Source organism: uncultured Methanobrevibacter sp. (genome assembly GCF_902770715.1).
Lineage (GTDB): Archaea > Methanobacteriota > Methanobacteria > Methanobacteriales > Methanobacteriaceae > Methanocatella.
Map to the genome: position 1 here is coordinate 22,915 of NZ_CACXTS010000001.1, position 25,678 is coordinate 48,592.

The following is a 25,678-nucleotide window of genomic DNA, read 5'->3' on the forward strand; positions in this document are numbered from 1 at the left end:
ATGTCAAGTTTAACTAAATATCCAACAACAGTAAGCCAGAGTAGTGGAACTAATATCCGTGAGTTTAGTAGTCTTGCGAATGTGAAAAATGCAACTTCCTATGCAGTTTCAAATGGTAATGTTGCATCAAGCACAGGAACAAAAAAAAGACCTGCTACAATAACTGCTAAAAATTTCAAATTTAATATTCCAAATGGTTCAAAAATTACAAAGATAACAGTTGAATATGCAAATGCTTACACTGGAAATATTAGTATTGCAGGACCATCAGTAGACTTGTTAAATGTTAGTGCAAAGGCCAAAAAAGGTAAAGCATTAACTAAAACAGTTACTAAAACAAGTCTGTCATGGACAGGTAGTTTTAGTGTTGCCTCAGTGAATAGTAGTGCTTTCGGTGTTAAAATTAATTATCCTGCTAATACTAAAGCTGATGTTGGAAAAGTAAAAGTAAAATACGTCCGAATTATTGTTACTTATTCTACTCCAAATTTCACAATTTCTAGTTCAAAAATAAGCGGTGAATATACTGATGATGAATTTGAAGTGAAATTAACTTGTAATAATAAAGGTAAAACAAGCGGTGGTACGAACGTGAAAATAACACTTCCAAGGGGGGTTTATTTTGTTCGTAAAAGCAGTGGTGATGGTAGTATATCTAATAGTAGTAGTTTAGTTTGGAATACTGGAATTGGTTCGAAATTAAGCGCAAGTGTAAATATTATATTGAAAATCACTACTGATGGAGATCATACTATTAGTTTAAGTGAAACCGCAACAAGCCATACAAATACCCTAAAAATAAAAACAACACAAGCCCCACCCGATACTGATGATGAAACTGGAGAAGGTACGCCAACTCATGGTGGTGAAGGCAGTATTCATAATTCAAATACTCAAGGCACGGCTATTCCAGTAACGGGATATGTAGGTTACCCTATTCCTATTTGTATAGATTTTGAAGATAATTATAATTCTCAAGTTATTTATGTCAAAAGTAGTAAAGATTTGGAGTTAATAAGAGGCAGGTCAGAATACATAGATTGGACAGATGAGGATGGTGAATATTCTGATGAGACACTTTATTTACAAGGGGGCATTCTTGAACAGGAAATCACTGATACCTGGTTTTATGTTACTAATGATGGGAAATTGTACCTTTTTGTAGGATATCCTGATTATGAAAAAACTGAATTAACTGTCTATATTAGTGATTGGTATACTGGAGAAGAGGAGTATGAAGGACATTTCAGTATTGAAATAAAACCAAAACCTGAAGATATAGGTGATAAAGTTAGTTTAACTGTTTTGAAATTAACTAGTGAAGAAACAGACAGGTTAAGTGATGGGTATAATTATATTGTTTCCTCATACTTGAAAGAAGTTACAAGTGATTATTATGTTCGGGATTGGGGTAAAAACTTCCGTATGGGAGTTTTAAATGGAGAATTACCATCATTGAATACTAATTATTTACCTACTCAAGATTTCAATAATATCACTGCTTGGAGTGATCCACTTAAAGAGCCAAATACTTTTGCTTTGGTTAGTTGTGAGTTTACTTATGATGATGACTATCCTGTATATATAGTATTCACTGGTGATTATCCAAATTTTGGTGAGGATTTAAAGTTCACTACACCTACCATTAAAAGTAGTGAAAGTGAAGATAACCAATGTATTTTCCCAGTTCCATTCAAAAAAATTATAGCTGGTGATGGTTCTTTATCAGAACTAAGTTTACAACCTTTTGAATCTAGTAATGGTATTGAATTATTTGATTTTGAAGAAACTGACATTGAAACAAATAGTAATGTTAGTATACTAGGTTTTCAGGTGAATGTTACCCTTGATACTAATGATAATGTTTTCTTAATTGTAAAATTGAAAAATCAAAATGATGTTAGTGGCGAAAGAAGCATATTAGTAGAAAATACTGCGGATAATCGTATTGTTAGTATTGGCGGTACTTTTGATTCATGGGGATTTGATTTTGAAGATTGGGTTGATTTAGAAGATTGGCAAGTTGAACTTGTTGTTTCAAATGTTTGGAATAAAGAAGCATCTGTAACTATTGAAAATATTGAATTATTATGGTATGTTAATGAACTCCAAGCAGCAGCGGAGAAATGTTTCGTGAATGGTAAAGACACTAGTCATTATGGTATGTTTCTTTTAGATGTGGATGTCCCTCAAGGTTTGAAAACTGATGTTAAATACCTTGAAAATGAGGGTACTGATACAAATGATGCCTGTAGGCAGAATATAACTAAAAAAGAAATTACCATTAAATTTGCTATTCATGGCTGTACAATTGAAGAAACAACAAGTTATCTTCGTTTATTAGGAAAATTATTTGTAAATAAAAGAGATGAATTAAACAGACCTATTCTAAATAACATTGAATTTACAAATTATCCTGGTGAGTATTGGAGAGTTCTTATGACTGATCCAATTGATTCTAATACGGATAGTGTGGATTATGAATCTACTTTAAAATTAGTGTGTCCTGATGGCACTAGTTGGAGTACAGAAGAAACAGTAACCAGCAACAGTGGAAATTGCAATAGCATTACAAAAATCAATCCAACAATAATGTTGATTCCACAAGGAGCACAGATTGTAATTCGTGAAGTCAAATCTAACCAGGTAATGATTATTAATCATACTGATTTTGAATCAGGTGATGTGATAACCGTTGATTGTAAAAATCAGAAACTTTACTTGGAAAAAGCAGGTCAGGAAGATTATGACACAACAGATATTACTGATGCTGTAGATTGGCATGCTGATTGGTTTAGTCTTAGTGGAAATTATAATTTTGAATGTGAAAACGGTCTTATTCAAACAGTAAGATTCAGAGAAAGAGGGTGATAAAATATGGTTTTAACTGTTATTTTATTAGATGATAAAGAAGATTTTATCAGTTTCTTAAATCCTGAGTTAATTAGTGTAGAAGAGACTAATGAACAAAAGAAAATTCGTAGTGTTAATGTTGAATATCTTGTCACTGATTTTGAATCTGCGAAAAAAAACTTCAAAAATGGCAATAAACTCTACATCAGTGGGATACCAAACTCAACACCTTGTTTGTATGTTATAAATACTAATATAGAGGAGGATTATTTCAAAGAGAATAATATTACTTTTGAACCTGAAGAAGTATTGGTGGAATTAAATTATGCTCCTCCTTTCAGTCAGACAGACGTAACAGATGGCACCGGCAATACGGTGGACAATGGTTTTACTGTTACAAGTGATGGTGTAGTAACATTAGATAGAAATGCCCTCGGATACTGGTTTGGAGATTATTATAATATTGGAGTAATCCAAGACTGTTTAGATTCTAATCGCTTGAAGATTAATCCAAAAGGAACAATGACCTTAATTGATTTATTAAGGTTTATTGAAGATGAAACGGGTAATGTTTTCATTACAAGATATGAAAAAGATGTGAATGAAAATATTATTCATCGTTACCTTGATTTTTTAAATCCTGACGATTTTGATAAATCCTGGGATGTGGTTATTGATTATGATTACTCTATTGAAGAAGATGTTTATCGTGTTCCTGCTGAAGATTTAGTTTTAAGATTATGTGATAAGGAAGATATTCTTTTTGAAGAAACAGCGGATAATCTTGGGTTTAATAGTAGTTTTACGGATTTTGAAATTACTTTACAATATCAAAAACCAAATCTTGCGATTTCTGTTAGAAGAGAAGTTGAAAATAATAATGTTTTAACTTCTGAAAAGATAGTTTATTCAACATTACAGGATCCCACAGTTGTAATTGATTTTCCACAACAAGTAGAATTACAATTATATGATACAGCTAATGAAAGAATAGTCTTCAAGTATATGATAAACACAAGAATTGGTGTAGTTCATGAGGATATTCTCCAGTTATCATATAACACAGAGAATATTAAATTTGAAACTGATGAAACTGACACCTATAAAGGTATTGCACCAATCCTCACAGGTGTTGATGAGTTAACTCATAATCAATTAAACAGAGTTATTAAGGATTGGATTGAGCTTGAAGTTACAAAAGATACGTTAGTTCCTATGATTGTGCAAAGGATTAATTCAGCGAATTATCCTTCTAATGCACAGAATGTCCCAAATAATTACTGGCATAAACCTGTGAAAACAACTAATAATGATGGAAACAAGGAATATGATAAGGCAACTGCTTATTGGAATGCTCCATTCAGTAAAGTTTCAGGGGAGATTTTTGTTGCAGATGATACGGATACTGGAACTGAATATGATACAATATATATGAGGCCTGACCTTGAGTTAGAAAAAGATGATGATCATCATGTGAAAATAGGCACCGTAGAAACATCTGACACAGATCCTTATGCGATTTTTAATGATGTTTGTATGAAATTAAAAGAAAAAAGAAATCCTACTGTAAATATTGAAGTTGATGTTGCAAACTTCCATGATGGAGTGTATAATGATTATAATCCGTATGATAAAGTGTCTGTGAAGATTCCTGGTTTTGAAGAGTTGATTGTTGCAAGTGTAAGTAAAACAGTGAAAAAAGCACATGATATAACAGCTACTAAAATTGAATTAACTAATTACAGTGTTAATACAAAAAATATTCAAAAAGAAACTCATTTACTTGCCGAGAATGTTGAAACTGAGTATCCTAATAAAGTAAATTTTACAGTAACTTTAAAAGATGAGGAAGACAATGCAATACCTAATAAATATGTGAGTGTTACTGCATTGAAAGTTGAAAACGGTCAAAAATCATATACCGGAACTACATATAATCGTAAAACTGGTGATGATGGTAAAATTAGTCTTAGCATAGGTTACAAACCTGGAGAGTATGAATTAGAAGCTAATTTCGGTGGAGACACAGAATACGAATCATCAACAACCACAGCAAAACTCACAATCACAGGAGTTTATTATAAAACAACCAATCAGAAAATCAAAACAGAAAATCTGAAATGGAGCAAATATGGCGTTAGCCCAAAAGGAAAATATGTTACTCGTTCTGATGTAGGATTGAAAGATCAAGAATCTAAAGATAATCTGATAATTGCAATCGGAAAAGCGGTAAGAGCAGCGGATAAAAGGAAATATGGTAAAGGTTTCCTTGAAACTATTTTTGAAAGAAAATGTCCTCACTGCAATTCTGAAAAACTTTATTGGGGCTTTGAATGGGTTAAAAAAAGAGATACTGGATATTTCAAAGCACTAAAATTAACATTATCCGGAGCTAAAACGGGTAGAATAATCTGTAAGAAATGCGGTGCAACTTACGATGTACTTGGAAATGGTGGAAATAAAAAATTAACTGTCAAAAGAGCAACTAAAAAATCCAGTAAAAGTAATTGCAGTAAACTTAAGAAAGGAACTCTTAAATTTGGTACAGTTAAAAAAATTGTGAGTAAAAAAGACAATGGTAAAAATAACGGACAAGTTATCTCTAGAAACACATTCCCAGTGTCTCAAACAGGTAAAGTTAGCAACAAAGTTAAATCCCGTGCTAAAAACCTTGTTGGAAGTAGAACAGGTGTAAGTGCAGTCAAAGAATTAGCAAACTGGATCAGTAAAAATATTAAAACCGAAGACCGTGAAGGTTTTTACCAATCCCCAAGCAAAACATTGGCCCGTAAAAAAGGTAATGATGCTTGTAAAACTGATTTGCTACTTCAAATGTGTGATGCTGTAGGAATACAATCTTCTGGAATGGGTGTCTATTATGTTCGTACTAGCAAAGTAACTAAATCAAAGAAGAAAACAAAATCTAAGAAGAAAAAGAAGAAAACAAGTCATGTTTTCGCAAAGATAAATGGAAAATGGGTGGATGTCTGCAAGAAGTCACCTTATGGCCATTATCAAACAGGTTACGGGAAAGTTGGTAGTGCAACAATAACCCAATACCCTTCATTACCCGATATTAACAGAAAATATTAGATGTGTTTAAAAATGTGTAAATTAGAATGTCAAGGTTGCTGTTACAGATATAATTGTGACGGTGACCTGGAAAGATGTTGTTACTTAGTGAAAGCTAAGTGTATAGTTGAAAATCCAAATGAGGAGGAATTTTAATGAAATTTAAAGCAATTTATGAACTTGCAGTATTGGTTAAATCTTATGTTGAAAAACATCATGAGTTACCGGCTAAAATGTCTACAATAAGTAAAGCGGAGTACAGTTATTTATTTACAAAAACTGTTATGAATCCTGGAAAGGAAATTGCACAACTGCATTATAAAGACGCACCAAACCCAACAGGTGATGTTATCAATAAAGTGTTAACAAGAAAAGAATATCAAGATATAGCAAGTGATGTAAATAACTTCGTTTCACCAAACAAAAGGTTGCCTAATTATGATAAGTATCAGAATAAGAAAATTAACATAAATCTTTGTGTTTATTGTTTCGCAAAGATCATTAAATTTTATGGGGAAAATCATCGTTTACCTAATACTTGCAAGTTTGACAGTAGTGTTTTCAAATCTAGTTCCCCATCCAAGTATACTACAAAAGGTGGGAAAGTATGTAAACAATTAATGAAACTTGCAAAAATGAGCATCAACACTTATAACGATGTGTATAAAGCAATTGCCAAAATCTTTACTTATGATTTTTATTATGATGATTTGCAAACTCAAGCTCAAACAATCGCAAGAAGAAAAGGCAATTGCACAGATTTGAATCAAGTTGAAAGAGCAGCATTAAAGGAACTCGACTATGATGTCCAGATAGTCAGAGGTTTGGTCCGATGCAATGATGGTAAAAACTACGGTCATGTATGGTGCCGTATAAAAATTAATGGCAAATGGATTAATATTGATGCTTCCGCAGCTGCAAAAGGCAAACCGATTGGCAGTGTTATCTGTGCAAAAGTTGTTGAAATCACAAATATAAATCCTAGTTGGGCCGTCAGTGATGATGGGAAAACATAAATATTATTTTTTTTTTTACGATGATGTAGATTCAAAAGTCTATCTAAGTAGTAACAGCGAATGTGAAGATTAGATGTAAAAAAAATTATTTTATGAAATATACACCTCGGTTTTATTAAAAATTTTTTAGACTCTCAGTTTTTGTAATAACTTTTGGATCTATTGAGTAAACGATTTGGTTTGTTGCCAGGAACATTATTTTTTTTTAATGTTCCTGGTTTATTTTTTTTTAAAGGAAAATATTACTTTTCAAATGCTCTCTCTAAACATAATTTATAGACAATTATTTGTATGATTATGTTCATATGTTTATAACGTGAGGTCAAAAGTATATTATAATGTAACATATAAACAAATTATAGCTTTAAATTTCTTTTTTTTAAAAAATAGTGATGAAGATTATTTGAATCTGTCATCTGACTTTTGTGATTTGGCTTTCTGGTGTTTGGTTTCAAACCAGCCTATTTTTAATTCATCAATTGTATCCTCATACAATTGCGGAACATAGGGCTTGATGTCCAGGAGAGGTGTTCCGTCTAGAATATCTACATTTTCAACATGGACAGTGTTTCCTTCAACTTTGTCCACCTTAACCACGCTCATTCCAATGCGGTTTGGCCTTTTTGGTGATCTTGTTGCAAATACTCCATGGGTATCATTGTCCATAAACGGTTTGACCTCCAGCATATATCCCTCTACTTTGTGAAGTAAATAAATTAAATGAATGTGTGAAAATCCGTCAAGGTCTTTAAGACCGTCAACATATTTATCCTTGATTTCTAGTGTTCCTTTTATTCCTTTTGCTCCGGTTGGCTGTATTGGCATACCTTCAATTTCTGTAAATTCTGTATGTATTGTGCCGATAGATTCCAATTCGATATTCATATTACTATTTTTCGTTTTGTTTTTTAATATAATTTTTCTTTTTTTTCTTAATTTGGATAGTAACTATAGTTATATTAATTATTTAATCTATGAATTTCGATATATTCTGATAAAACAAAGTAATATGCATTGTATTATTATAAATATTATTATAAATTTTTAATATTAATATTTAACAATTTTTTATCTTTTATTTAAGTTTTAAATATTTTTTTATTAATATTTGTATTGAAAATTATGTAACTTATTTACGATATGAAGTAAATTCGGTAATCGATTTAAAAATTCTTTATTTCCTTAAAAACGAAACATTTATATACAATTCGATATAACTTATTATTATCAAAATAAAATGATGTGAAATTATGAAACTTAGTGCAAGAAATCAATTAAAAGGTAAAATAACCGGCGTGGACAAAGGCGCTGTAATGGCAAACATTAAAATCGAAGTATCTGAACCTAATACAATCACTGCAGTAATTACCAAAGAGTCTGCTGAAAAATTAGGTTTAGCTGAAGGTGACGATGTTACAGCTATTATCAAATCTACTGAAGTAATCATTGGAAAATAAATATAATTTGATAGGATGTGAAATAAAATGCAACTTAGTGCAAGAAATCAATTAAAAGGTAAAGTAACTGGTGTAGATCTCGGTGCTGTAATGGCAAACATTAAAATTGAAGTAAGTGAACCTAACGTTATCACTGCAGTAATCACTAAAGAGTCTGCTGAAAAATTAGGTTTAGCTGAAGGCGATGATGTAACCGCAATTATCAAATCTACTGAAGTAATTATCGGAAAATAAATGAGGTGAAAGGATGCAACTTAGTGGAAGAAATCAATTAAAAGGTAAAATTACTAGTGTTGATCTTGGTGCTGTAATGGCAAACATTAAAATTGAAGTAAGTGAACCTAACGTTATCACTGCGGTAATCACTAAAGAGTCTGCTGAAAAATTAGGTTTAGCTGAAGGTGACGATGTTACTGCAATCATCAAATCTACTGAAGTAATTATCGGAAAATAAGTTTAGGGATGTTTTTGGGATTAATATCCCATCAATCCTAACAATATTAAAATTATAAATATAACAATCCCTGCTTTTAATAAGGTCTTTAGGTTTTTGATTATTGCATATATTATTAAAAACAGCAATATTAACCTTAAAATAAACATGAAGGTTATCAAGATTTATCCTCCAGCAAGAATGGTTTTTGTTCCTTCTTTAGAAATTTCTTCTTTTTTAAATTCAACGTCGTATTTAACGGTTTCAATTACTTCTTTTAGCGCGTCAAGGGTTTCTCCCCTGTGAGCTCCTAAAACTGCAACCAGAAACAGCATGTCTCCTGTGTAAAATTCGCCTATATAATGTACGACGGATATTTCATGAACGTTATATTTTATTTTTGCGTTTTCAACGATCTTTTCAATTTCGCTTTTGGTTTTTTCTTTATCAGGAGTGGTTAATATTAACTTTTCCAAATTCATATTTTCTTCTTTTCCGCGCACTATTCCTTCAAAAGTGAAAATTGCTCCTGAATAATCAATTTTTGTACTCTTTTTCAAATCTTCTATTAAATCTGCTATTGTAATTTTATCTTCTTTTGCTTCAATGACTTTTACAATCATTCTTTCATCTCCAAATAAATATTATATTTTCATATTAATAACTATTGTTATAATTCACTGACTTCCTTATTGGATAAATTTTTCAATCTTTCAACGCCGTTGATTTCATTGATGAGTTCGGCAGTCGCCTTTGGAACTAGTTCTTCCCAATTAAGATTTTCAAGCATCCTGCGTCTAACTTCTGTTCCTGATAGGTGCAATCTGTCATAAAGGGGTGGCTGATTCACTTCAAAACCTTCCTCTGAAAACAATTGCTTTACCAGGGGATTTCCAGAATAAACAATTGAAAATGGAGGTGTCAGCATTTTGACATGTGAAACCCAAATTGCATTGAAGTTAATGTCCTGCATTGGTATGATGTAGTATCTTGACGGGTCGACGCCTCTTTCGGCCAGGGATTGGCTAATCATCATAACACGCTCTCCGGCAGTAAAAGGGTCTTTCAGCTCGTGACTTAACTGAGCACTACCTATACCAATTATGATTTCATCAACTTCATCCAAGATTTTATCTATAACCTGCATATGTCCATTATGGACAGGCTGCATTCTCCCAATCAATATTCCACGAACTTTTTCCATTTTAATCACTTATGCCTCTAAACTATCTAAACATTTAATTAAATTGTCAGCGGTTTTCTGCTTTTGCATTAATGAATTGGTTATTGAAGTTTCCACAAGAAACGTATTGATCCCTTTTTTAGCTATCGGTTTTGTAACCTTTTCAGGGCTGGTTCCTTCATTAAACTCAAAGTCGACAAGATTTACATCACTGCACAACTTTGAAAGGTATGAATCGACTTTATCGCTTTTATTCGATAAGGTAAATATGAAATTTGAATATTCATAATCAGGATTTATTTCGTGAACGTCAACAACAATGAAAGGATTGTCCTTGGCGATATTCGGAACTACATATTTGTTGGCCAGCTCCTCACCGGCAGGCCTTGTATCTTCACGTGAAGTCAGATTGTCTTTTGTTTGGATATAATATATTGCATATTTCTTTGTAAGGTTATGTGTTCCGTTTTCACATGTGATATTATATATTGTTCTGTTCACTGCTTCGTGAATTTCATGTTCTCTTGGATGGACTCCCAAAATAAGTCCTACTGTTTCATTTGAAGACATGTTTCCGGCTTCAATTTTATAGACAGTACCATTTGCATTCTTTCCAACAGTTGTAACATTGTAGATATTATCCGGAGTATCCATTATGGAACTAAGGATAATAGCTGAATTAAATAATACAATTACTATTAGAACAGCAAGCAATATCTGATATTGTATTTTTTTATTCATAGATTGACCTTATTTAAACTTTTTAATAATTAAATATCTAACTAAACTTATATTAAAGACTTTTTACTTATATTATATTAATTCAAAATTAAGGAGTTTTCTTAATGGACAATAAAAATATAATTATGATACTGGTTGCAGTTGTAGCCATTATTGCAATAGTGGGTGCCATATTTGTTTCTGGCATGTTTAATGGAACCAAAGAAACTGCAACAACACCATTCGAAACAGAATTCATGGATGGTGCTTTTGTTGGAAATGTGACTCTTAAAGATGGAAAGCAAAAATTCATGCACTCTTATGTGGATAAGAAGCATAAAATAACTTATAACATTTCGACTGTCGACAATTCGACTGCTTTAATGGACATATATTCAGTTCAAGGCGTTACCAATCCTGAAGAAAGGTCATTCAACGGCAATGACTGGAACATCTATTTCACCGAAGCTATTCCGGGCAATGACTCTTCCGCAAAGGATAACAATACAATGAACATCATTATCTGTCAATCCCAAGGCAAAAAGCAGGGATATTTGATTTACATGATTATTGATAGTAAATCAAAAGTCAATTCAACCGGAAACGAATTCGGCCAAGCATACAAAGATTTTGCACAGCCGCTGCTTGAAAGCATTACCTTGAAGGAAAGCAAGAATGTTCCAAAAATCAATGAGGAATTCGGCCTAACTGAAGATCAATTCGCCGAACAAATGGATTTAATCCAACAGATTAAAGCAGGAAATACCTCTGCATTGGAAGGAGCTCAATAAATGAAGATTACAGTTTTTCATGCAGATGAATGCGACAGAAAAAAATGCACTTCCATTAAAATGGAAAAATTAGGCAAATGCAGATTGGTCTATGATTTAAATAAGATTCCCGGAGGTGCAATTGTCCTTAATCCATATGCTGAAAAGGCTGTATCATATGAAGACTATAGATATGTGCGTAGGAGAGGGATTGTAGGTTTGGACTGTTCATGGAATGAAGTGTCCAAATCCAAAAAATTCTTTTCCCTATCCAAATATCACAGATCCCTTCCTTTCCTGATTGCAACAAATCCCGTAAACTATGGAAAGGCATGCATTTTGTCTACTGTTGAGGCAGTAGCAGCTACACTGTACATCACCAGATTTAAAGAAGAGGCCCGTGATCTCATGAACGGCTTTAAATGGGGCCACACATTCCTTGAATTAAATCATGAATTGCTTGAGGCCTATAGTGAAGCCGACACCAGTGCGGAAGTTGTCGAAATACAGAATGATTTCCTTGCTGAAAAGGGAATTACTGATAATGATGATTAATTTTTATTATTTAAAAAAAGATTGGATATCCATTAATTTGGGCCATTTTACTAAACCTTTAAATACTATTAAGTTAAAATAATTAATTAATAGTTATGTATAGCATAACATTTTATTATTATTAATTTTCATGATTATAGGAGGAGTTATTAATGGCAAGATTCGAAGAAGCAGAAAACAGAATGTTCAATGTAAAAATCTGCTTAAAATGTAACGCTCGTAACCCTGCTGGTGCAACTACCTGCAGAAAATGTGGTTACAAAGGCTTAAGATTTAAAGCTAAAGAACCAAGAGGATAGACCTATTCTCTTAACTTTTTTTATTTATTTTTTTATATTACTTTTTACTAATTTTAATTTTAAAACAATTAATTTAATATATTATCTTTTATATATCTTATTTTAGGTATTCTTATGAAAGACGTTGAAAATTATATTAGAGACATTTTGAAGACTAGAAAAATACATTTTACTTTAATCGATCCTGATGAACAAACACCTGAGGAAGCTTTGGAGATTGCTACACAAGCTATTGAAGGCGGAACTGATGGAATTATGATTGGCGGATCAACCGTAAACGGCGATGAAGTGGACAACACCTGCAAAATATTGTCCGAAAACATTGCAGTTCCAATTATCATTTTCCCTGGAAATACAAGTTGTGTAAGTGAGTACGCTGATGCAATCTTTTACATGAGCTATGTAAACTCAAGAAATCCTTACTGGATCAACGGAGCTCAGGCATTGGCTGCACCTGCAGTAAAGGCATCTGGAATGGAAATATTATCCATGCATTATATGGTTGTTTCTCCAGGAGGAACAGTCGGTTGGGTTGGAGATGCCAATCTGGTGCCTAGAAACAAACCTAAAATACCTGCAGTTTATGCGATGTCAGCTGAATTGTTCGGAATCAAGTTCTTCTATCTTGAAGCGGGTTCCGGTGCACAAGAGCCAATTCCAGTAGAAATGATTGCCTACTCCAAAAAGGCCGCTCCTAAAAACATTCTTGTTGTTGGCGGAGGAATTCGTGACGGCAAGGCAGCTTATATGGCGGCAAAAGCTGGTGGGGACATAATTGTAACCGGTACTGTTGTAGAAGAGGTTGATGACGTAAAAGCTAAAATTCAAGAATTGACCGGAGCCATAATGAAGGCTTCAATGGAGTAGTTTTCAACTGCTCTCACCATTCTTTTTTTTATTATTAATTAACATAATTATTAAACAGTGATATTATGTTAAATTCGTTATATGAAAAAGCCATCGCTAAAAGAGGATTCTTCCATGATATTGATTCAGATACCGATGTTGAATCTCAACTAGAATATAACTGGTTTAATAGATTTATTGATGAAAGTAATGATGATTTTACTATTGCGGCGGGAGATGGAAGCTTCAATAAAAAGAAGTTTTTAACAAGCAATTTCTGTGCCGTAGGTGCGGAATCCATAATTTACGACGGTGAAATAAAAAAGATAGACGATTCAGATATTTTCGATATACCCAATGTTTCTTTTTTGGATGAACTTTTGGGTAATTACATGGCAATATATGAATTGAAATGCGCTTTAAGGGCTCTGAAAGAATATAATGTAGACTATTATATGTTTGACGGATCCATATTAGGGGACTTGCAAAATGCATATCCGAGAGGAGCAAGCCTACCTCCTAAACTTAGGGATAATCTGGATGATGCCCTTTTGAATGAATTTGAAAGAAGATTGAATTTAAGGAAATTCGGATTGGTATTTCCCGAAATCAGAGATTCGCTGAAACTGATGGAGCTGCCCAAAAGCGATGATTTCAATAAGATGGAGGAATTCAACCTTCAGCTGGCGTCAATAGAAAAGATAATATTGTTAAGGGAAATCCTTAATTACAGGAAAAAGATAATTTCAATTTCGAAAACCTCATCGGATAATGAACTGTTTCATTGGAACATTCCGGACATTGCATTTCTGGATAAGTTTACCAAAAAACAGGGAATGTCCATAATCAAGTATAGGAAAGTCTTCAGCAAAGCGGCTTTTCCATTTTACAATGACTTTTTTAAGGAGTTGACATTCACAGTTTTTTATGTGCGTTTACAGGACAATAAAAATGTACTGAAAGTGGAATTGCCATATAAGGCTTCTAAAGAAGATGTATTTCGCATAATTGAAAAGATTAATGTGCTCTCAGTTCAGGGTTATCCTTATTTGCTTAATAAGGCGCATAATGACGTTGTAATTACAGACAGGAATATTAAAGAATTATTGAAGATAGCAAAAATTTATGAAACAACCAATAGGGAAGTGATGTCATGGTAGTTGGAATTTGTGTTGGAGAAACTTCACTTACAGAAGTCACATTCATTTCCGATAAAATGCCAAAAGTCGGAGAATATGTAACAATGGAATATGATGGAAAAAAGGTACTGGGAATGATTGAAAATCTAATTCGTGGAAATGATGCTTTAAATGTAGATATCAATGACTTTAAAGCTATTCAGAAAATTTCCAGCATTGGCGTTGAAGACAATTACATCAGGGGAAAAGTGAAGATTCTTGGAGATGTCAATGACAATTTGAAGCTGCCTAGGACTCCTGTTCTTCCAGGTACCGAGATTAGACTTGCCGATGGCGAAATTTTAAAGGAAATTTTTGATGTTAAAAACCCAGTGAAATTAGGCACATTGGTCAATCAAAGCGATGTAGAAGTAAATGTTGAAGCAAATCCAATCTTATCAAGGCATTTGGCTATTTTGGCTATGACAGGTGCCGGTAAATCAAACACAGTTTCAGTTTTAATAGACCAGCTTTTAGGATACAGCATTCCTATTTTCGTGTTTGATATGCATGGTGAATATGTAGGTGCGGAATTTCCTAATGGTGATGTAAACGTCATCAAACCAAAAATAAATCCTAAATACATGGAATTTTATGAAATCAAGAAATTAATGAACATTCCAAGTAATGCGGTCATTCAGGAAAGACACTTTCGCGAAGCTTTCAATCATGCCAATGAACAATTAAGCAAAGGAACCGAAGAAACAATTGATTTTTTAGATTTGATGTATAATTATCTCCACTCAAAATCAGGCATAGATGATGAGGAAAGCAAAATTGACAAGACCATAGTTGACGTGATGAACAAGATCAATGATGCCAAGCTCAAATATTCCAAGCTATTCTATCAAAATGCTCCAAACATTATTTCCACTATCGAGTCAGGCAAGGTCAATGTATTGGATTTAAGTCAGGTTGATGAATATGTCGCCAGTGTGCTTGTAAGCCATATTCTGCGAAATTCACTTCAAAGGTCAAAAGATGCGGCGCATACTGGAAATAAAGAGGATTTGATGAAGAATTCCGTATTTTTCATTCTTGAAGAGGCACATATTCTTGCCCCTAAAAAGCGTGATTCCGATTCAAAACGATGGATTCAAAGGGTTGCACGTGAAGGACGTAAATTCGGTTTGGGATTATGTCTAGTCAGTCAATCTCCAAAAACCGTCGACCATGATGCATTGTCTCAAATGAACAATATGATTATTTTGAGGCTTGTAGAACCTGAAGACCAAAGGCATGTTCAATCAGCAAGTGAAAGCCTATCACAGGATTTAGTCAATCAATTACCTTCTTTAAACGTTGGTGAAGCTATTGTATTGGGTCTGATGAGCAAAGTGCCTACTTTAGTCAAAATCGATGAGTTCAAAGGTCGTCGCCATGGTGATGACATGGACATAGTTTCATTTTTCAAAAACATCAAAGAAAAAGAAGCCGAAGAGATTGCACGACAAGAACAAGAAACAATGGATATGGGATATGATTATTAATCCCATCTTTTTTTACTTATTTTAAATTTCTCAAAAGCAATATTGATTACTTTTCAAATGCTCTCTGGGAAAACCCTTAAATATACAGTGGAATATATTATTACACAATTAAATACTTTACATAGTGTTTAAATTGGTTATATACAAAAAAATAAAAAAGGTAATATAATGAAATTTGCACATTTAGCAGATACTCATTTAGGTTATCGTCAATTTGGTTTAGTTGAACGTGAAAAAGACTTTTATGAAGTATTTGAGAAGGTTATAGATAGAATAATTGAGGAAAAAGTAGATTTTGTAATACATAGTGGAGATCTATTTGAAACCGCAAGGCCATCTCCAAATGCACTTTTGGTTTTCCAGAAAGGATTGCTTAAGCTAAAAGGTGCAGGAATTCCTATGTATGCAATAGCAGGAAACCATGATATGGTAATGCGTAAGGGAGCAATACCTCCGCAAGTGATATTTAAAAGATTAGGTCTAAAGGTAATCAGCCCAATCAACACAAATTACACTCACGGAGACATTTTCATTGCGGGATTACCTTATTATCCATCATCACAAGTGAAAGTTTTAAAATCCAAATTAGCAGATCTGTCTAAAAAGGCAGCTGATTATGAAAAATCAATTCTGGTGTTACACCAAGGCATTGACAAATATTTCGGCCATAATTATGAGTTGGAAATTGGTGAAATTCCAGACAATTTTGATTATTATGCTATGGGCCACATACATAATTATGTAAATGACAGCTTTGGAAGGGGAAGACTAGTTTATCCAGGTTCTACTGAAATATGGAAAACCAATGAAGTCAAGGATTATAATGAAAACGGCAAAGGATTTGTTCTTGTAGACTTCAGCGGTCAGAAAATACATACCAAAAGGGTTAAAATCGATGCTTCACGTGAATTCATCAGCAGGTCTCTTGAGTATGATAGTCTTGAAAGTGGAATTGCAGGCATTAAGGAACTCATTCAAAACTTTGATAAAAAACCTATATTGAATTTACAGATTAATAATGTTGAATCAGATACAGGAATGGTTTATGAAATGATTAATGAGGAACTCAGCGAGTTCGCATTGATGATTAGGCCAAAATTCAATATGGCCGATGAACCTATTGGCCCCGATATTGAAAATGACGCAACAATTGGTCCTGAAGAGCTCATCACAGAACAGCTGAAACATTATGGTTGCGATGAGCTAAACCAATTCGGTTTGGACTTATATGATTTCCTGTCAAAGGATAAAATTGATGAATCAAGAGATTTGGTTGAACAATTTTTCAGTGAATTTTATGACAAAAGTAAAAAATACGAAAAAGCACCTCAAGAAGAATTAGAAGAGGTTCAAGAAACATTAGATGGGGTTTTAAAATGATTTTCACTAAATTAAAATTAAAAAATTTCAAATCTCATGAAAACACTAATATTAAATTTGATAAAGGAATTAGTGTTATTGTGGGTGAAAACGGTGCTGGAAAATCATCCATATTGGAAGCCATTAGCTTTGCTTTATTCAAACAACACACAGGTAAAAAAATAGATGATTTGGTTAGAAACAATGCACAATCCATGTCTGTTGAATTGGAATTCATGTCCAATGGAAGACAATATAAAATTGTACGTGAGAAGAAATCCAATCTAAAATCATCAATATTTAAGAAAACATCCGCTGACGGCAATTATGTTCATATATGCACAGGCGATAAGGAAGTTTCCAATGAAATCCGTCAGATTCTGGACATTGATTCTGATTTATTCTTAAATGCAATTTACATAAGGCAAGGTGAAATAGCAGAATTAGTTGATAAAGCTCCTTCCGAGAAAAAACAATTGATTGGAAAATTATTGGGAATTGATTCGTTAGAAAAGTCCTGGAAAAACCTTTTGCCGTTAATCAATGATTATGAGAATCAGCTTTCAGAACTTAAGGGTAAATTGTATAATTCAGATAAGCTTGTTGAAGATCTCAATTTGAAAAGGGATGAATTGGATTCATTAAAACAAAGAGGACATGAACTTGAAGAACAAATTGAGGATGTAAACGGGTTGCGCAATGAGATTTCTGAAAATAAAAGAAACATGGAAAGAGAAAAGGAAATCTATGACAATCAGGTAAATAATTTAGAAACTGAAGAAAAGAATTTATCCAGACTTGAAGATGAAAAGAAAGTAATTCAGGAAAATCTCGATAAAATCAGGGAAGCTGAAGAGCAAATTAGCAGATTGGAGAAATATGTTTCTAAATTGGATGTATATCTGGATTTTGAAAAATCAGTGGATTCCATTCAAAATTTAAAAAAGCAGGAACATGAAATCAATGAGAAACTCGATTCCATTTCCAATCAAAAACAGATTATTGAAGATAAAAGGGAAGGATATAATAAATTCCTGAATTCCGATGATGAGATTAACAAGTTGGATGCCCAAAAGGTCAGCTTTGAAAAAGAGTTAGCTGGCATGGCCAAACTTGAAAATGATAAGAAGGAACTTCTAAGAGACATTGAAACCGAAAGGAATGAAATTGAAAAGTTCTTTTCAAATGCCAAAAGGAAATTGGTCGACTATGGTTTAAATCAGGATGTTTTAGCAGAAACTGATGACATTAACCATATTGAAAATGCTACAAATGACTTATTGGATGAAGTTTCTACAAACATTAAAGAGTTAGGTGATGATATAATTGCCAAAAATGAAGACATTGTTGTATTCAAGCAAAATATCAAATCCAACGAGAAACCTCTTGAAGACCTATATGATGCAGACAATAGGTGTCCTGTTTGCCAATCAGATATTGATGAAAATAAGAAAAGCGAATTGATTAGGCAATATACTGATGAAATAAATAAGAACACTGAACTGATTTCCGAATATGAAGAGAAGGTTTCCTCATTGTCTGAAAACAAAGAAAACCTTGAAGATAAACATGACAAACTTCTTGAGTTATCAAAGAACATCATTGAATATAAGCACAAGTTCAATCACTTGCAGAATCAATTGGTAAAACTGAGAAAGCTAGACCAAGGTCTTGAATCTAAAGAGTTTATCAGCAATAAATTGGGTGAACTGATTTTAGTCATTGCAAATAAAAAGAATGACCGTGCATCCTATCAGGAGGATTATGATTTATATGTTCAGGCAAATGGTGCTTTGGAAGTTTTAGGCAGTGAATCCGAAACTCAAAACAAATTAAATCATATTAATAATGAGATCGATGTTCATGTTAAAAACATCAAGCTTGCAATTGAACAGGACCCTCATTTAAGCAGTGATATAAGTACTGAAGAACTTAAGAATCGTATTGAAGATTTGAAAAAGAAAAATGAAGAATATAATCAACTTAAAGGATTTGTTCAAAGTAAACCTTCTTTCTTAACTAGATTAGATACTGTCAAGGAAGAAATTGGCATGTCCATTAATCAGATTGACATTACTAAAAATAAGATTAGCGTATCAGTATATGATAAAGAGAAATATGAATATATCATTTATCGGTCTGAACTCTATGAAAGAAGATTCAATACATTTAATACGGAATTGCATGAAATCAAGGGTAGGGCACGTGAAGTTATTGCTCAAGTTAAAGATTTAAGCGATAAGATCAACACTGCTAATAGATTCCAGCAGGAATATGATGATGTTTCAGATTACCTTAATCTGTTAAATCATATCAGAAGTTTATTCAGTAAAAATGGTATTCAAAAAGATTTAAGGAATATTTCAAGGCCTTTAATCCAAAAGTACACCAAGGAATTCTTCTCTGAATTCAACTTTGACTATTCCGATTTGACTCTTGATGAGGATTATGACGTCACAGTTTATGGTCCTGAAGGAGAGTCATCAATGAGCATGGTCAGTGGCGGTGAAAAGATAGCAATTGCATTAGCCTTAAGACTTGGTATTACTCAAGCAATGGCAAAAGGCGAATTGGATACTATATTATTAGATGAGCCTACAATACATTTGGATAATTCCAGAAAACATGAATTAATCAATTTATTAAAAGAAATGTCTTTGTTGCCTCAAATGATTATTGTAACTCATGAGCCGCAACTTGAAAATGCTGCGAATAATTTAATTAAAATAGAAAAAGAAAATGGAATTTCAAAAGTAATAATGTAAAGTTACATTATTATCTTTTCTTATTTTTTTTTACATGATTTCATTTGCATCTTTAATTGAATCAATGATGCAGTTTGCATTCCATCCTACGATGGTTGCTGCCTTTTCCTCTAATTTTTCGGGAACTTCCTCAAGTCCCAAAGGCCTAACTAGAATAAGAGGAATATCGTATTTGTCACTGGCAGACAATAAATCTTCAAACAGTTCCTTATTGTCATTATAAAGTCCGGCTAACAATATGATTCCGTCTATTTTCTGATAAAATTCTTCACCTGCTGTCGAATATGAACCTGATATGGATTCTTTCCATAAAAAATCAACTTTTGAATATAATTTTTCGGTAAATTGCCCGTATTCATTGTTTTGATCAATGCCGTTGGTGATTATTAGATTGTAGATTTTGTCGTTTCTTTCATCTTCGAACATTTTCTCACCTTGCTTTTATTTTTACTATTATAGTATAAAATAATTTGTTTTACAAAATGTTTATAAATTTTAAAGAAGTAACTTTAATATAAAGATTATTTTAAGGAATTATTTTATATGAAAGCTGCAGTAATAGGATTGGGTGTAGAAGGAAAAAAAGCTGTAAATTCCCTATTGGAGCATGGATGGGAAGTTTATGCAACTGATTTGAATATTAATGTTGATTTGGAAGGTTTAGATTTACCGTTGTTATCAATGAATATGATTGATGAAAAGCAGACCATCTCAATTGTTGGAGAAGATATAACAGTTGATTTAGGTTTTACAAATCCCTATGCAATTGAACAGTGTGATGCAATAGCTATTAGTCCCAGCATGTATGGGGGAGCATTTGCAACAAGATTATTGGAAGACGGCGAATTATTAAGTGATGTTGTAACTAAGCATAAGGATATTTTCACAATCGGAATAACCGGAACCAATGGAAAAACCACAACAGTTCACATGTTAAAAGAAATCCTGGAAAATGCCGGCAAAAAAGTTTTAGTCGGCGGAAATGGCGGAGGAGGTTTTTCAGGTTATTATGACCTAATCCTTGAATCTAATGATGAGGAATATGACATTTTGCTTGTAGAAGTATGTGACATGACTCTTGACTTTTGCCGCTACTGTTTTGATTTTGACATGATTGGGCTTACAAACATAGGCAATGACCATATGGATGTTCACAAAACCATTGCAAATTACAAGGATTCACTGGTCAGGTTTTTCAAAGACAAGACAATTTTTACAGCATATAATCAGGATTTTAATGCTAACTTCAAGGAGGCTGCATCTCAGACAATTCATTATTTCGAATATCAGGATGAACTGAAGCTCTTTGGCAAATTCAATCTTCTCAATGCAGGGCTTGCAACTGCAATTTCAAGGGAGCTTAAGGTGCCTAAGGACGTTATAAAATCAACACTCGCAGATTTTAATGCCGTTGAAGGACGTTTGGATGTTTATAAGATCAATGATGTTTTAGTTTATGTTGGAAAAACAGATAATTCAGATGCCTTGGCATCTATTTTGTCTGAAAGAGACTTTTATGCATTATTTATAGGAACACCCCGACATAATGAAGTGCACCGCTTAGATATTTTGGATGTTGCCGTGAAATATAATCCTGAAGTCATTGTCCTTTTCCCTGGTTTGGACGATACATTGGATATTGCAATATATAGGCTTAATGCATTAGGTTATATGGGAAATATCATCACAGTAAATACCCTTGATGAGATTATTGAATTGGTCGCTGAATATTCTCATGAAGATGCGATACTGATTGGTGGTAACGGTCAAGATGTTATTATAAATATTCAAGAAAGAATTAAGTTGATTTCTGAGAATTTATAACAATCTTTTTATATTACTTTGTTATACATTATATATGTATAATATATTAGGTGTATTAAATGAGTCGTAGTTGGAGAAAGATATCTATTACAATTTTTGTTGCATTAATTGTTTTATCAGCATTATTCATGGTGTTCAATGCTGTTAATAGTACTCCTTACACTGCTCAATCCGTAACAGAGGATTATAACCTTCCTATAGGCCAGTCAATGTTTGAAAATCAGTCTATTTTGGGACAAAGAAGTCAGATTGAACTTCCATTGTTATCAAATGCAGGTTTTTTAACCCATCAAATTTTAGCTCTTGACATTCAGGGCATCCTAAAGTCATTGTCGACAGGAATCGTTCCATTTGATTTTTCAACTGTATCCAGTGAAGGTATAGATTCCTATGGTAATGTGGTTGATGTGGAAGGACCTGGATTTTTGACTTTTGAGGGGGATAAACTAGCTGTAAAATCACCAGATAATTACGTATGGGGATATAGTGCTCCATATAAATGGTTAGTTAAAACAGCAAATGGTGTTGATGTTGTAGAAAACGGTACAGTTATCAAATCTGTTCCGGTTGATGATATTAAGAACTTGGAATTTAGTAATGAATATTATAATAATGACACAATTGTCAGTTGGTACAATTATGATGCATCTGAAGGATCAATATTCACATTGGAAAAAGGAATGGTTGGCTTTTCTGATGGAAGGAATAATATTAGTTCATCCGATGTGCCTGTGATATTTGGTCAGGATGTAGTGGATTATGCAGCAGAGTATCCGACTGGTTCTCCAATATTATTATACTCAGGTAATTATTCTGAACAAGCTGGTGAAGTTTATGGAACATCACTAGGTTCACACCCAGAATATGGTGATTCAATTAGGGAAGTAAACGCTAGACAATTTGTTGAAGCATGGAACGGTACTGTCATACCTCCTAATTCAACTTCAAGCGGTAAAGATTATGTTTACTTCGAATCTGCTACTGATGCTTCCGCTCCGGGTGGAAGTGCTGCACATGGTGTATGTCCATCTGCAAGAGCATTAAGAGCTGCTGTTACTGCAGAAGGATTTGATTTGCCTACTGGTATGACCTGGGATGAAAATGCAGTATTGTTCGGTTTCAACCCAGCTCGTGATATTACAGTAACCAATAACCACGATTATCCGGTCATGATTAAAATGTGGACCGAAGGTGAAGGTACTGGAATGGGTGTTTATGGTCAAGTTGTAAGATATATTCCCCAATGAGTGAATATATCTCTTTTTTTACTTTTTTTATGTCAATTTCAACCGTTATAACTGCTGCCGGAAAGAATTCCAGAATGAGAAGGGATCAACTTTCTCGAAATATCGAATTAAAAAATAAGCTAATTCTGCCGTTTGGGGAAAAGACAGTTATAGAGACAACTATTGATAATGCATTATCCGCAAATATAGATGAATGCATTGTGGTACTTGGTCACTATGCTAGTGAAATAAAAGAAGCTATTTTTGATAATTACAAAGGTTCAGTCAAATTCATTATTAATGATCCTGTTGATGTAGGTTTATCAGTATCACTTTACAATGGTCTTTCAAATATCAGTTCTGATTTTGCATTGTGCATAACTGCGGACCAGCCAACTGTGTCAACCGAAACATTCAATAAAATGATTGATGTAAGTCAGAGTTCAGATGATCCATATAGAACAATTTCAATTTTAAGAAGAAGAAAAACAGGTTTGCTTGATACCGCTGAAGGTTTGGGAATGCCTTTTGTAGCGCCTCGTGAAAATCTGATGGGCTATCTGGAAAATGAGAACGATAATTTAAATCCGATATTGAGAAAGATTTTTGCTGACGGTTACACTTTTTATGGAATAAAAGAAAAAAATAAAAAAGAATTATTAAATATCAATCATTACGATGATTATTTGGCTCTTTTAGATTGATTCTAAGCCTGAAATAACTTCTTCAATTTTAGCTTTGCTAATTCCGACAGTCATTTCATTGTCTTTGATGTCAGCCGCTTTTCTGGAACCGTCACAACCTAAAGTGAAGTTAACTCCTTCTGAGAGGTAAGGGTTAGCAAAGGCATCTCCACATAATGATTGTATTCCAGCAAAGGATGGAGCAATCTTTTCGCCGGTTTTATAAACGATACTTTGAGCAAGTTTCATTCCACCGACGGGTTCGGTTATGATTTGTATAACGTCCGCTTCAAAGTCAGCTTCATCCAAAGGAGCGTAAACCATTCCCCAGTGAATGTCTTTAACTATTGATAGTTTTGCTGTTAAATTTTTAGCGGTTTCTAAATCTTGGAATCTGCCTAGTGAAAAGTATTTTTCACCATTAGCCAGCTTTTCAGGCATGTCTCTAAGTCCAATAGCGCCTGCTCCTCCTAAGCACATTTGTTCTTCAATTGTAGAGTAAAACTTGTTTCCCAATGATGCTTTTCTGACCATTTCGCAATGTCTGATTTTTTCATCAATTAATTCATAACCTTCAGGCAAATCATCTTCGGTTTTGATTAATTTCATTGCTACAGGCTTTGCATCGAGTTTGATTTTACTTTCAATTACTTCGCAGTATTTTTTGTTTGTTTCTAAATTAGTCATACAATCGCCTATTACTATATTGTTTAAGGAATTTTAAAGTCTTTTGCATTAACACTGTTATTTTTACAGAATGTTCTGAAATCACATGCACTGCAGGTTCTTTCATCTGAATCCGCTTTCCATGCGTCCTGAATTTTGCATCCCTTCATTTCCTTGATTAATGAATTTTCAATATTGGCAACTACCCTATCAAATTTTTTAAGCGCATGTTCCTGTTCGGTTTCATCGACATTGATTATTCTGATTGACCTTGCAATCTTGAAGTCATCACTCAAGTCGGGAGCCTTATCCTCTTCCTCCCATCCGTTGATTAGGTCAACATCATTTCCATAGCTTTGCCCGACATCGGTTAAATCATTATTCAATTCATCCTTAATCAGGACAAGGTCCTCTTTTGATGGGACAAGCTCATTTAGATAAAAAATTATTCCTGCAACAATAGGCTTTGAATCTTCTTGCTTTGATCTGAGCCAGGAATATGTCAATATCTGCTGTTTGTGATTTTCCCATTTGTCCTCTGACTTTTCATCAGTCATTATATAAGGAGGCCTTTTCATTCCCTTATAGTCAATTATGATTTCATAATCTTCCCCTTCATCATATTGGCTGATTGTCCTTTGAAAGTCAGGGTCCTTTTTGAGAAATTCGATAATCTTATTATCATAATTGTCCAGATTGCTTTGTTCTAATGTTTTATTTATTTTCATGGAAGTTAAGACATCCACAACACCATTGATTCCATAATAATTGGATCTGCTTATGTTTTCTTTGTAATTGGGCATTTCACGAATTCCCTTAATCAGCATTTCAGATGAATCTATCAATGGGAATAGATACTTTCCCCATATGTTTATTGCCTTTTCAGCTCTTGCGCTGGCCAGCTTCTTGTGGTCATGCTCATTCAAATCGTCGATTGTCATGTCGCTGTCCGGTTGGTTCAGGATGCTAAAGAACAGGTCCTCATCGTGAGGATAAAGCCCTCTGACCTGCAATCTCAAATCAATCCTATCTTCAATAGGCCTGATGTCCTGTTTCCAATCCCATGGAAATTCTGTCTGCTCATTTTTCCATTGGATGAAAGCCTCTTCCAGCACTCCATGAATGAATTCACCAAACCATCTTTGCACAGGCTTTGAAGGCGGAAGGGTACCTTTGTTTTGGTATCTGTACTGCAGATTGCATGTTAAGAATGATAGCAAATCTCCGGTTAAGCTGTATTCCGGAATTATATATGATTTTGATCTTGACGGTAATTTCATAGT

At 33.5% G+C, this 25,678-nt stretch carries 25 protein-coding genes; 18 read left to right on the forward strand and 7 right to left on the reverse strand.

All coding sequences use genetic code 11. The features are described 5' to 3' along the window. Genes QZU81_RS00160 through QZU81_RS00175 form a run of 4 tightly spaced genes read left to right on the forward strand, consistent with a single transcriptional unit; the run spans position 1 to position 6,941 of the window. Positions 1-2,871, forward strand: a complete 2,871-nt coding sequence (locus QZU81_RS00160; RefSeq protein ID WP_295588808.1) for a phage distal tail protein — start codon at positions 1-3, stop codon at positions 2,869-2,871. Positions 2,872-2,877: 6 nt separating this feature from the next. Next, positions 2,878-5,946 (forward strand): hypothetical protein, encoded by a 3,069-nt coding sequence (locus tag QZU81_RS00165; RefSeq protein WP_295588809.1) that lies wholly within the window; start codon positions 2,878-2,880, stop codon positions 5,944-5,946. 12 nt (positions 5,947-5,958) lie between these two features. Then, positions 5,959-6,081, forward strand: coding sequence for a hypothetical protein (locus QZU81_RS00170; protein WP_295588810.1), 123 nt, complete (start codon positions 5,959-5,961; stop codon positions 6,079-6,081). Then, the gene (locus QZU81_RS00175) at positions 6,081-6,941 is read left to right on the forward strand and encodes a pseudomurein-binding repeat-containing protein (RefSeq protein ID WP_295588811.1); all 861 of its coding nucleotides are present in this window, start codon (positions 6,081-6,083) and stop codon (positions 6,939-6,941) included. The genes QZU81_RS00170 and QZU81_RS00175 overlap by 1 nt, the downstream gene beginning before the upstream one ends. A 399-nt stretch (positions 6,942-7,340) precedes the next feature. On the opposite strand, the gene tsaA is transcribed toward QZU81_RS00175, so the two are convergent. Next, positions 7,341-7,826: a tRNA (N6-threonylcarbamoyladenosine(37)-N6)-methyltransferase TrmO gene (gene tsaA, locus QZU81_RS00180; RefSeq protein WP_292826011.1), complete on the reverse strand. Its 486-nt coding sequence runs from the start codon at positions 7,824-7,826 to the stop codon at positions 7,341-7,343. Positions 7,827-8,191: 365 nt separating this feature from the next. Between tsaA and QZU81_RS00185 the strand changes: the two genes are divergently transcribed. The 3 genes from QZU81_RS00185 to QZU81_RS00195 are packed head-to-tail and all read left to right on the forward strand — an operon-like array spanning position 8,192 to position 8,852. Then, positions 8,192-8,398 (forward strand): molybdopterin-binding protein, encoded by a 207-nt coding sequence (locus tag QZU81_RS00185; protein ID WP_295588813.1) that lies wholly within the window; start codon positions 8,192-8,194, stop codon positions 8,396-8,398. A 27-nt stretch (positions 8,399-8,425) separates the two neighbouring features. After that, positions 8,426-8,632: a molybdopterin-binding protein gene (locus tag QZU81_RS00190; RefSeq protein ID WP_295588815.1), complete on the forward strand. Its 207-nt coding sequence runs from the start codon at positions 8,426-8,428 to the stop codon at positions 8,630-8,632. 13 nt (positions 8,633-8,645) lie between these two features. Beyond that, positions 8,646-8,852: a molybdopterin-binding protein gene (locus QZU81_RS00195; RefSeq protein ID WP_295588816.1), complete on the forward strand. Its 207-nt coding sequence runs from the start codon at positions 8,646-8,648 to the stop codon at positions 8,850-8,852. Between the two features lie 164 nt (positions 8,853-9,016). Here the strand turns inward: QZU81_RS00195 and QZU81_RS00200 are convergent, their stop codons facing one another. Genes QZU81_RS00200 through QZU81_RS00210 form a run of 3 tightly spaced genes read right to left on the reverse strand, consistent with a single transcriptional unit; the run spans position 9,017 to position 10,755 of the window. After that, positions 9,017-9,454: a molybdenum cofactor biosynthesis protein MoaE gene (locus QZU81_RS00200; RefSeq protein WP_292826005.1), complete on the reverse strand. Its 438-nt coding sequence runs from the start codon at positions 9,452-9,454 to the stop codon at positions 9,017-9,019. 47 nt (positions 9,455-9,501) lie between these two features. After that, on the reverse strand, positions 9,502-10,035 hold the full coding sequence (locus QZU81_RS00205; RefSeq protein ID WP_292826002.1) for a nicotinamide-nucleotide adenylyltransferase: 534 nt from the start codon (positions 10,033-10,035) through the stop codon (positions 9,502-9,504). A gap of 9 nt (positions 10,036-10,044) precedes the next feature. Beyond that, positions 10,045-10,755, reverse strand: coding sequence for a hypothetical protein (locus QZU81_RS00210; RefSeq protein WP_292825999.1), 711 nt, complete (start codon positions 10,753-10,755; stop codon positions 10,045-10,047). Between the two features lie 104 nt (positions 10,756-10,859). Here QZU81_RS00210 and QZU81_RS00215 point away from each other — a divergent pair, with 104 nt between their 5' ends. The 8 genes from QZU81_RS00215 to QZU81_RS00250 all read left to right on the forward strand — a co-directional run bounded on the left by QZU81_RS00215 (position 10,860) and on the right by QZU81_RS00250 (position 19,996). Then, a complete protein-coding gene (locus tag QZU81_RS00215; protein WP_295588817.1) occupies positions 10,860-11,525 on the forward strand; it encodes a hypothetical protein in 666 nt (221 codons plus the stop codon). After that, complete coding sequence (locus QZU81_RS00220) at positions 11,526-12,059, forward strand: DUF367 family protein (protein ID WP_295588818.1); 534 nt, start codon at positions 11,526-11,528, stop codon at positions 12,057-12,059. Between the two features lie 152 nt (positions 12,060-12,211). Beyond that, positions 12,212-12,358: a 50S ribosomal protein L40e gene (locus QZU81_RS00225; protein WP_048812436.1), complete on the forward strand. Its 147-nt coding sequence runs from the start codon at positions 12,212-12,214 to the stop codon at positions 12,356-12,358. 114 nt (positions 12,359-12,472) lie between these two features. Then, positions 12,473-13,225, forward strand: a complete 753-nt coding sequence (locus QZU81_RS00230; protein WP_292825991.1) for a geranylgeranylglyceryl/heptaprenylglyceryl phosphate synthase — start codon at positions 12,473-12,475, stop codon at positions 13,223-13,225. Positions 13,226-13,290: 65 nt separating this feature from the next. Continuing rightward, positions 13,291-14,364 (forward strand): DNA double-strand break repair nuclease NurA, encoded by a 1,074-nt coding sequence (locus QZU81_RS00235; protein WP_292825988.1) that lies wholly within the window; start codon positions 13,291-13,293, stop codon positions 14,362-14,364. Beyond that, complete coding sequence (locus tag QZU81_RS00240; RefSeq protein WP_292825985.1) at positions 14,358-15,872, forward strand: ATP-binding protein; 1,515 nt, start codon at positions 14,358-14,360, stop codon at positions 15,870-15,872. The genes QZU81_RS00235 and QZU81_RS00240 overlap by 7 nt, the downstream gene beginning before the upstream one ends. A gap of 168 nt (positions 15,873-16,040) precedes the next feature. Beyond that, positions 16,041-17,252 carry a DNA repair exonuclease gene (locus QZU81_RS00245; RefSeq protein WP_292825982.1) on the forward strand — a complete coding sequence of 404 codons (1,212 nt, stop codon included), beginning with the start codon at positions 16,041-16,043 and terminating at the stop codon, positions 17,250-17,252. Further along, the gene (locus QZU81_RS00250) at positions 17,249-19,996 is read left to right on the forward strand and encodes an AAA family ATPase (protein ID WP_295588821.1); all 2,748 of its coding nucleotides are present in this window, start codon (positions 17,249-17,251) and stop codon (positions 19,994-19,996) included. Before QZU81_RS00245 ends, QZU81_RS00250 begins: the two co-directional genes overlap by 4 nt. A gap of 30 nt (positions 19,997-20,026) precedes the next feature. Here the strand turns inward: QZU81_RS00250 and QZU81_RS00255 are convergent, their stop codons facing one another. Continuing rightward, entirely contained in the window at positions 20,027-20,422 is a 396-nt protein-coding gene (locus tag QZU81_RS00255; protein ID WP_292825976.1) for a nuclease, read from the reverse strand. A gap of 117 nt (positions 20,423-20,539) precedes the next feature. Here QZU81_RS00255 and QZU81_RS00260 point away from each other — a divergent pair, with 117 nt between their 5' ends. The 3 genes from QZU81_RS00260 to QZU81_RS00270 are packed head-to-tail and all read left to right on the forward strand — an operon-like array spanning position 20,540 to position 23,750. Continuing rightward, a complete protein-coding gene (locus tag QZU81_RS00260; protein WP_295588823.1) occupies positions 20,540-21,820 on the forward strand; it encodes a Mur ligase family protein in 1,281 nt (426 codons plus the stop codon). A 59-nt stretch (positions 21,821-21,879) separates the two neighbouring features. Then, on the forward strand, positions 21,880-23,067 hold the full coding sequence (locus tag QZU81_RS00265; protein WP_295588825.1) for a hypothetical protein: 1,188 nt from the start codon (positions 21,880-21,882) through the stop codon (positions 23,065-23,067). A gap of 29 nt (positions 23,068-23,096) precedes the next feature. Then, positions 23,097-23,750: an NTP transferase domain-containing protein gene (locus QZU81_RS00270; RefSeq protein WP_292851669.1), complete on the forward strand. Its 654-nt coding sequence runs from the start codon at positions 23,097-23,099 to the stop codon at positions 23,748-23,750. Here the strand turns inward: QZU81_RS00270 and QZU81_RS00275 are convergent. Continuing rightward, entirely contained in the window at positions 23,742-24,416 is a 675-nt protein-coding gene (locus tag QZU81_RS00275; protein ID WP_292825964.1) for a DUF169 domain-containing protein, read from the reverse strand. The genes QZU81_RS00270 and QZU81_RS00275 overlap by 9 nt on opposite strands. Positions 24,417-24,439: 23 nt before the next feature. Further along, positions 24,440-25,675 carry a PD-(D/E)XK nuclease family protein gene (locus tag QZU81_RS00280; RefSeq protein WP_292825962.1) on the reverse strand — a complete coding sequence of 412 codons (1,236 nt, stop codon included), beginning with the start codon at positions 25,673-25,675 and terminating at the stop codon, positions 24,440-24,442. Between the last annotated feature and the right edge of the window lie 3 nt (positions 25,676-25,678).

Coding starts and splice junctions, on each gene's coding strand:
- QZU81_RS00160 (WP_295588808.1), top strand. CDS start 1: ATGTCAAGTTTAACTAAATATCCAACAACAGTAAGCCAGAGTAGTGGA.
- QZU81_RS00165 (WP_295588809.1), top strand. CDS start 2,878: ATGGTTTTAACTGTTATTTTATTAGATGATAAAGAAGATTTTATCAGT.
- QZU81_RS00170 (WP_295588810.1), top strand. CDS start 5,959: ATGTGTAAATTAGAATGTCAAGGTTGCTGTTACAGATATAATTGTGAC.
- QZU81_RS00175 (WP_295588811.1), top strand. CDS start 6,081: ATGAAATTTAAAGCAATTTATGAACTTGCAGTATTGGTTAAATCTTAT.
- tsaA (WP_292826011.1), bottom strand. CDS start 7,826: ATGAATATCGAATTGGAATCTATCGGCACAATACATACAGAATTTACA.
- QZU81_RS00185 (WP_295588813.1), top strand. CDS start 8,192: ATGAAACTTAGTGCAAGAAATCAATTAAAAGGTAAAATAACCGGCGTG.
- QZU81_RS00190 (WP_295588815.1), top strand. CDS start 8,426: ATGCAACTTAGTGCAAGAAATCAATTAAAAGGTAAAGTAACTGGTGTA.
- QZU81_RS00195 (WP_295588816.1), top strand. CDS start 8,646: ATGCAACTTAGTGGAAGAAATCAATTAAAAGGTAAAATTACTAGTGTT.
- QZU81_RS00200 (WP_292826005.1), bottom strand. CDS start 9,454: ATGATTGTAAAAGTCATTGAAGCAAAAGAAGATAAAATTACAATAGCA.
- QZU81_RS00205 (WP_292826002.1), bottom strand. CDS start 10,035: ATGGAAAAAGTTCGTGGAATATTGATTGGGAGAATGCAGCCTGTCCAT.
- QZU81_RS00210 (WP_292825999.1), bottom strand. CDS start 10,755: ATGAATAAAAAAATACAATATCAGATATTGCTTGCTGTTCTAATAGTA.
- QZU81_RS00215 (WP_295588817.1), top strand. CDS start 10,860: ATGGACAATAAAAATATAATTATGATACTGGTTGCAGTTGTAGCCATT.
- QZU81_RS00220 (WP_295588818.1), top strand. CDS start 11,526: ATGAAGATTACAGTTTTTCATGCAGATGAATGCGACAGAAAAAAATGC.
- QZU81_RS00225 (WP_048812436.1), top strand. CDS start 12,212: ATGGCAAGATTCGAAGAAGCAGAAAACAGAATGTTCAATGTAAAAATC.
- QZU81_RS00230 (WP_292825991.1), top strand. CDS start 12,473: ATGAAAGACGTTGAAAATTATATTAGAGACATTTTGAAGACTAGAAAA.
- QZU81_RS00235 (WP_292825988.1), top strand. CDS start 13,291: ATGTTAAATTCGTTATATGAAAAAGCCATCGCTAAAAGAGGATTCTTC.
- QZU81_RS00240 (WP_292825985.1), top strand. CDS start 14,358: ATGGTAGTTGGAATTTGTGTTGGAGAAACTTCACTTACAGAAGTCACA.
- QZU81_RS00245 (WP_292825982.1), top strand. CDS start 16,041: ATGAAATTTGCACATTTAGCAGATACTCATTTAGGTTATCGTCAATTT.
- QZU81_RS00250 (WP_295588821.1), top strand. CDS start 17,249: ATGATTTTCACTAAATTAAAATTAAAAAATTTCAAATCTCATGAAAAC.
- QZU81_RS00255 (WP_292825976.1), bottom strand. CDS start 20,422: ATGTTCGAAGATGAAAGAAACGACAAAATCTACAATCTAATAATCACC.
- QZU81_RS00260 (WP_295588823.1), top strand. CDS start 20,540: ATGAAAGCTGCAGTAATAGGATTGGGTGTAGAAGGAAAAAAAGCTGTA.
- QZU81_RS00265 (WP_295588825.1), top strand. CDS start 21,880: ATGAGTCGTAGTTGGAGAAAGATATCTATTACAATTTTTGTTGCATTA.
- QZU81_RS00270 (WP_292851669.1), top strand. CDS start 23,097: ATGTCAATTTCAACCGTTATAACTGCTGCCGGAAAGAATTCCAGAATG.
- QZU81_RS00275 (WP_292825964.1), bottom strand. CDS start 24,416: ATGACTAATTTAGAAACAAACAAAAAATACTGCGAAGTAATTGAAAGT.
- QZU81_RS00280 (WP_292825962.1), bottom strand. CDS start 25,675: ATGAAATTACCGTCAAGATCAAAATCATATATAATTCCGGAATACAGC.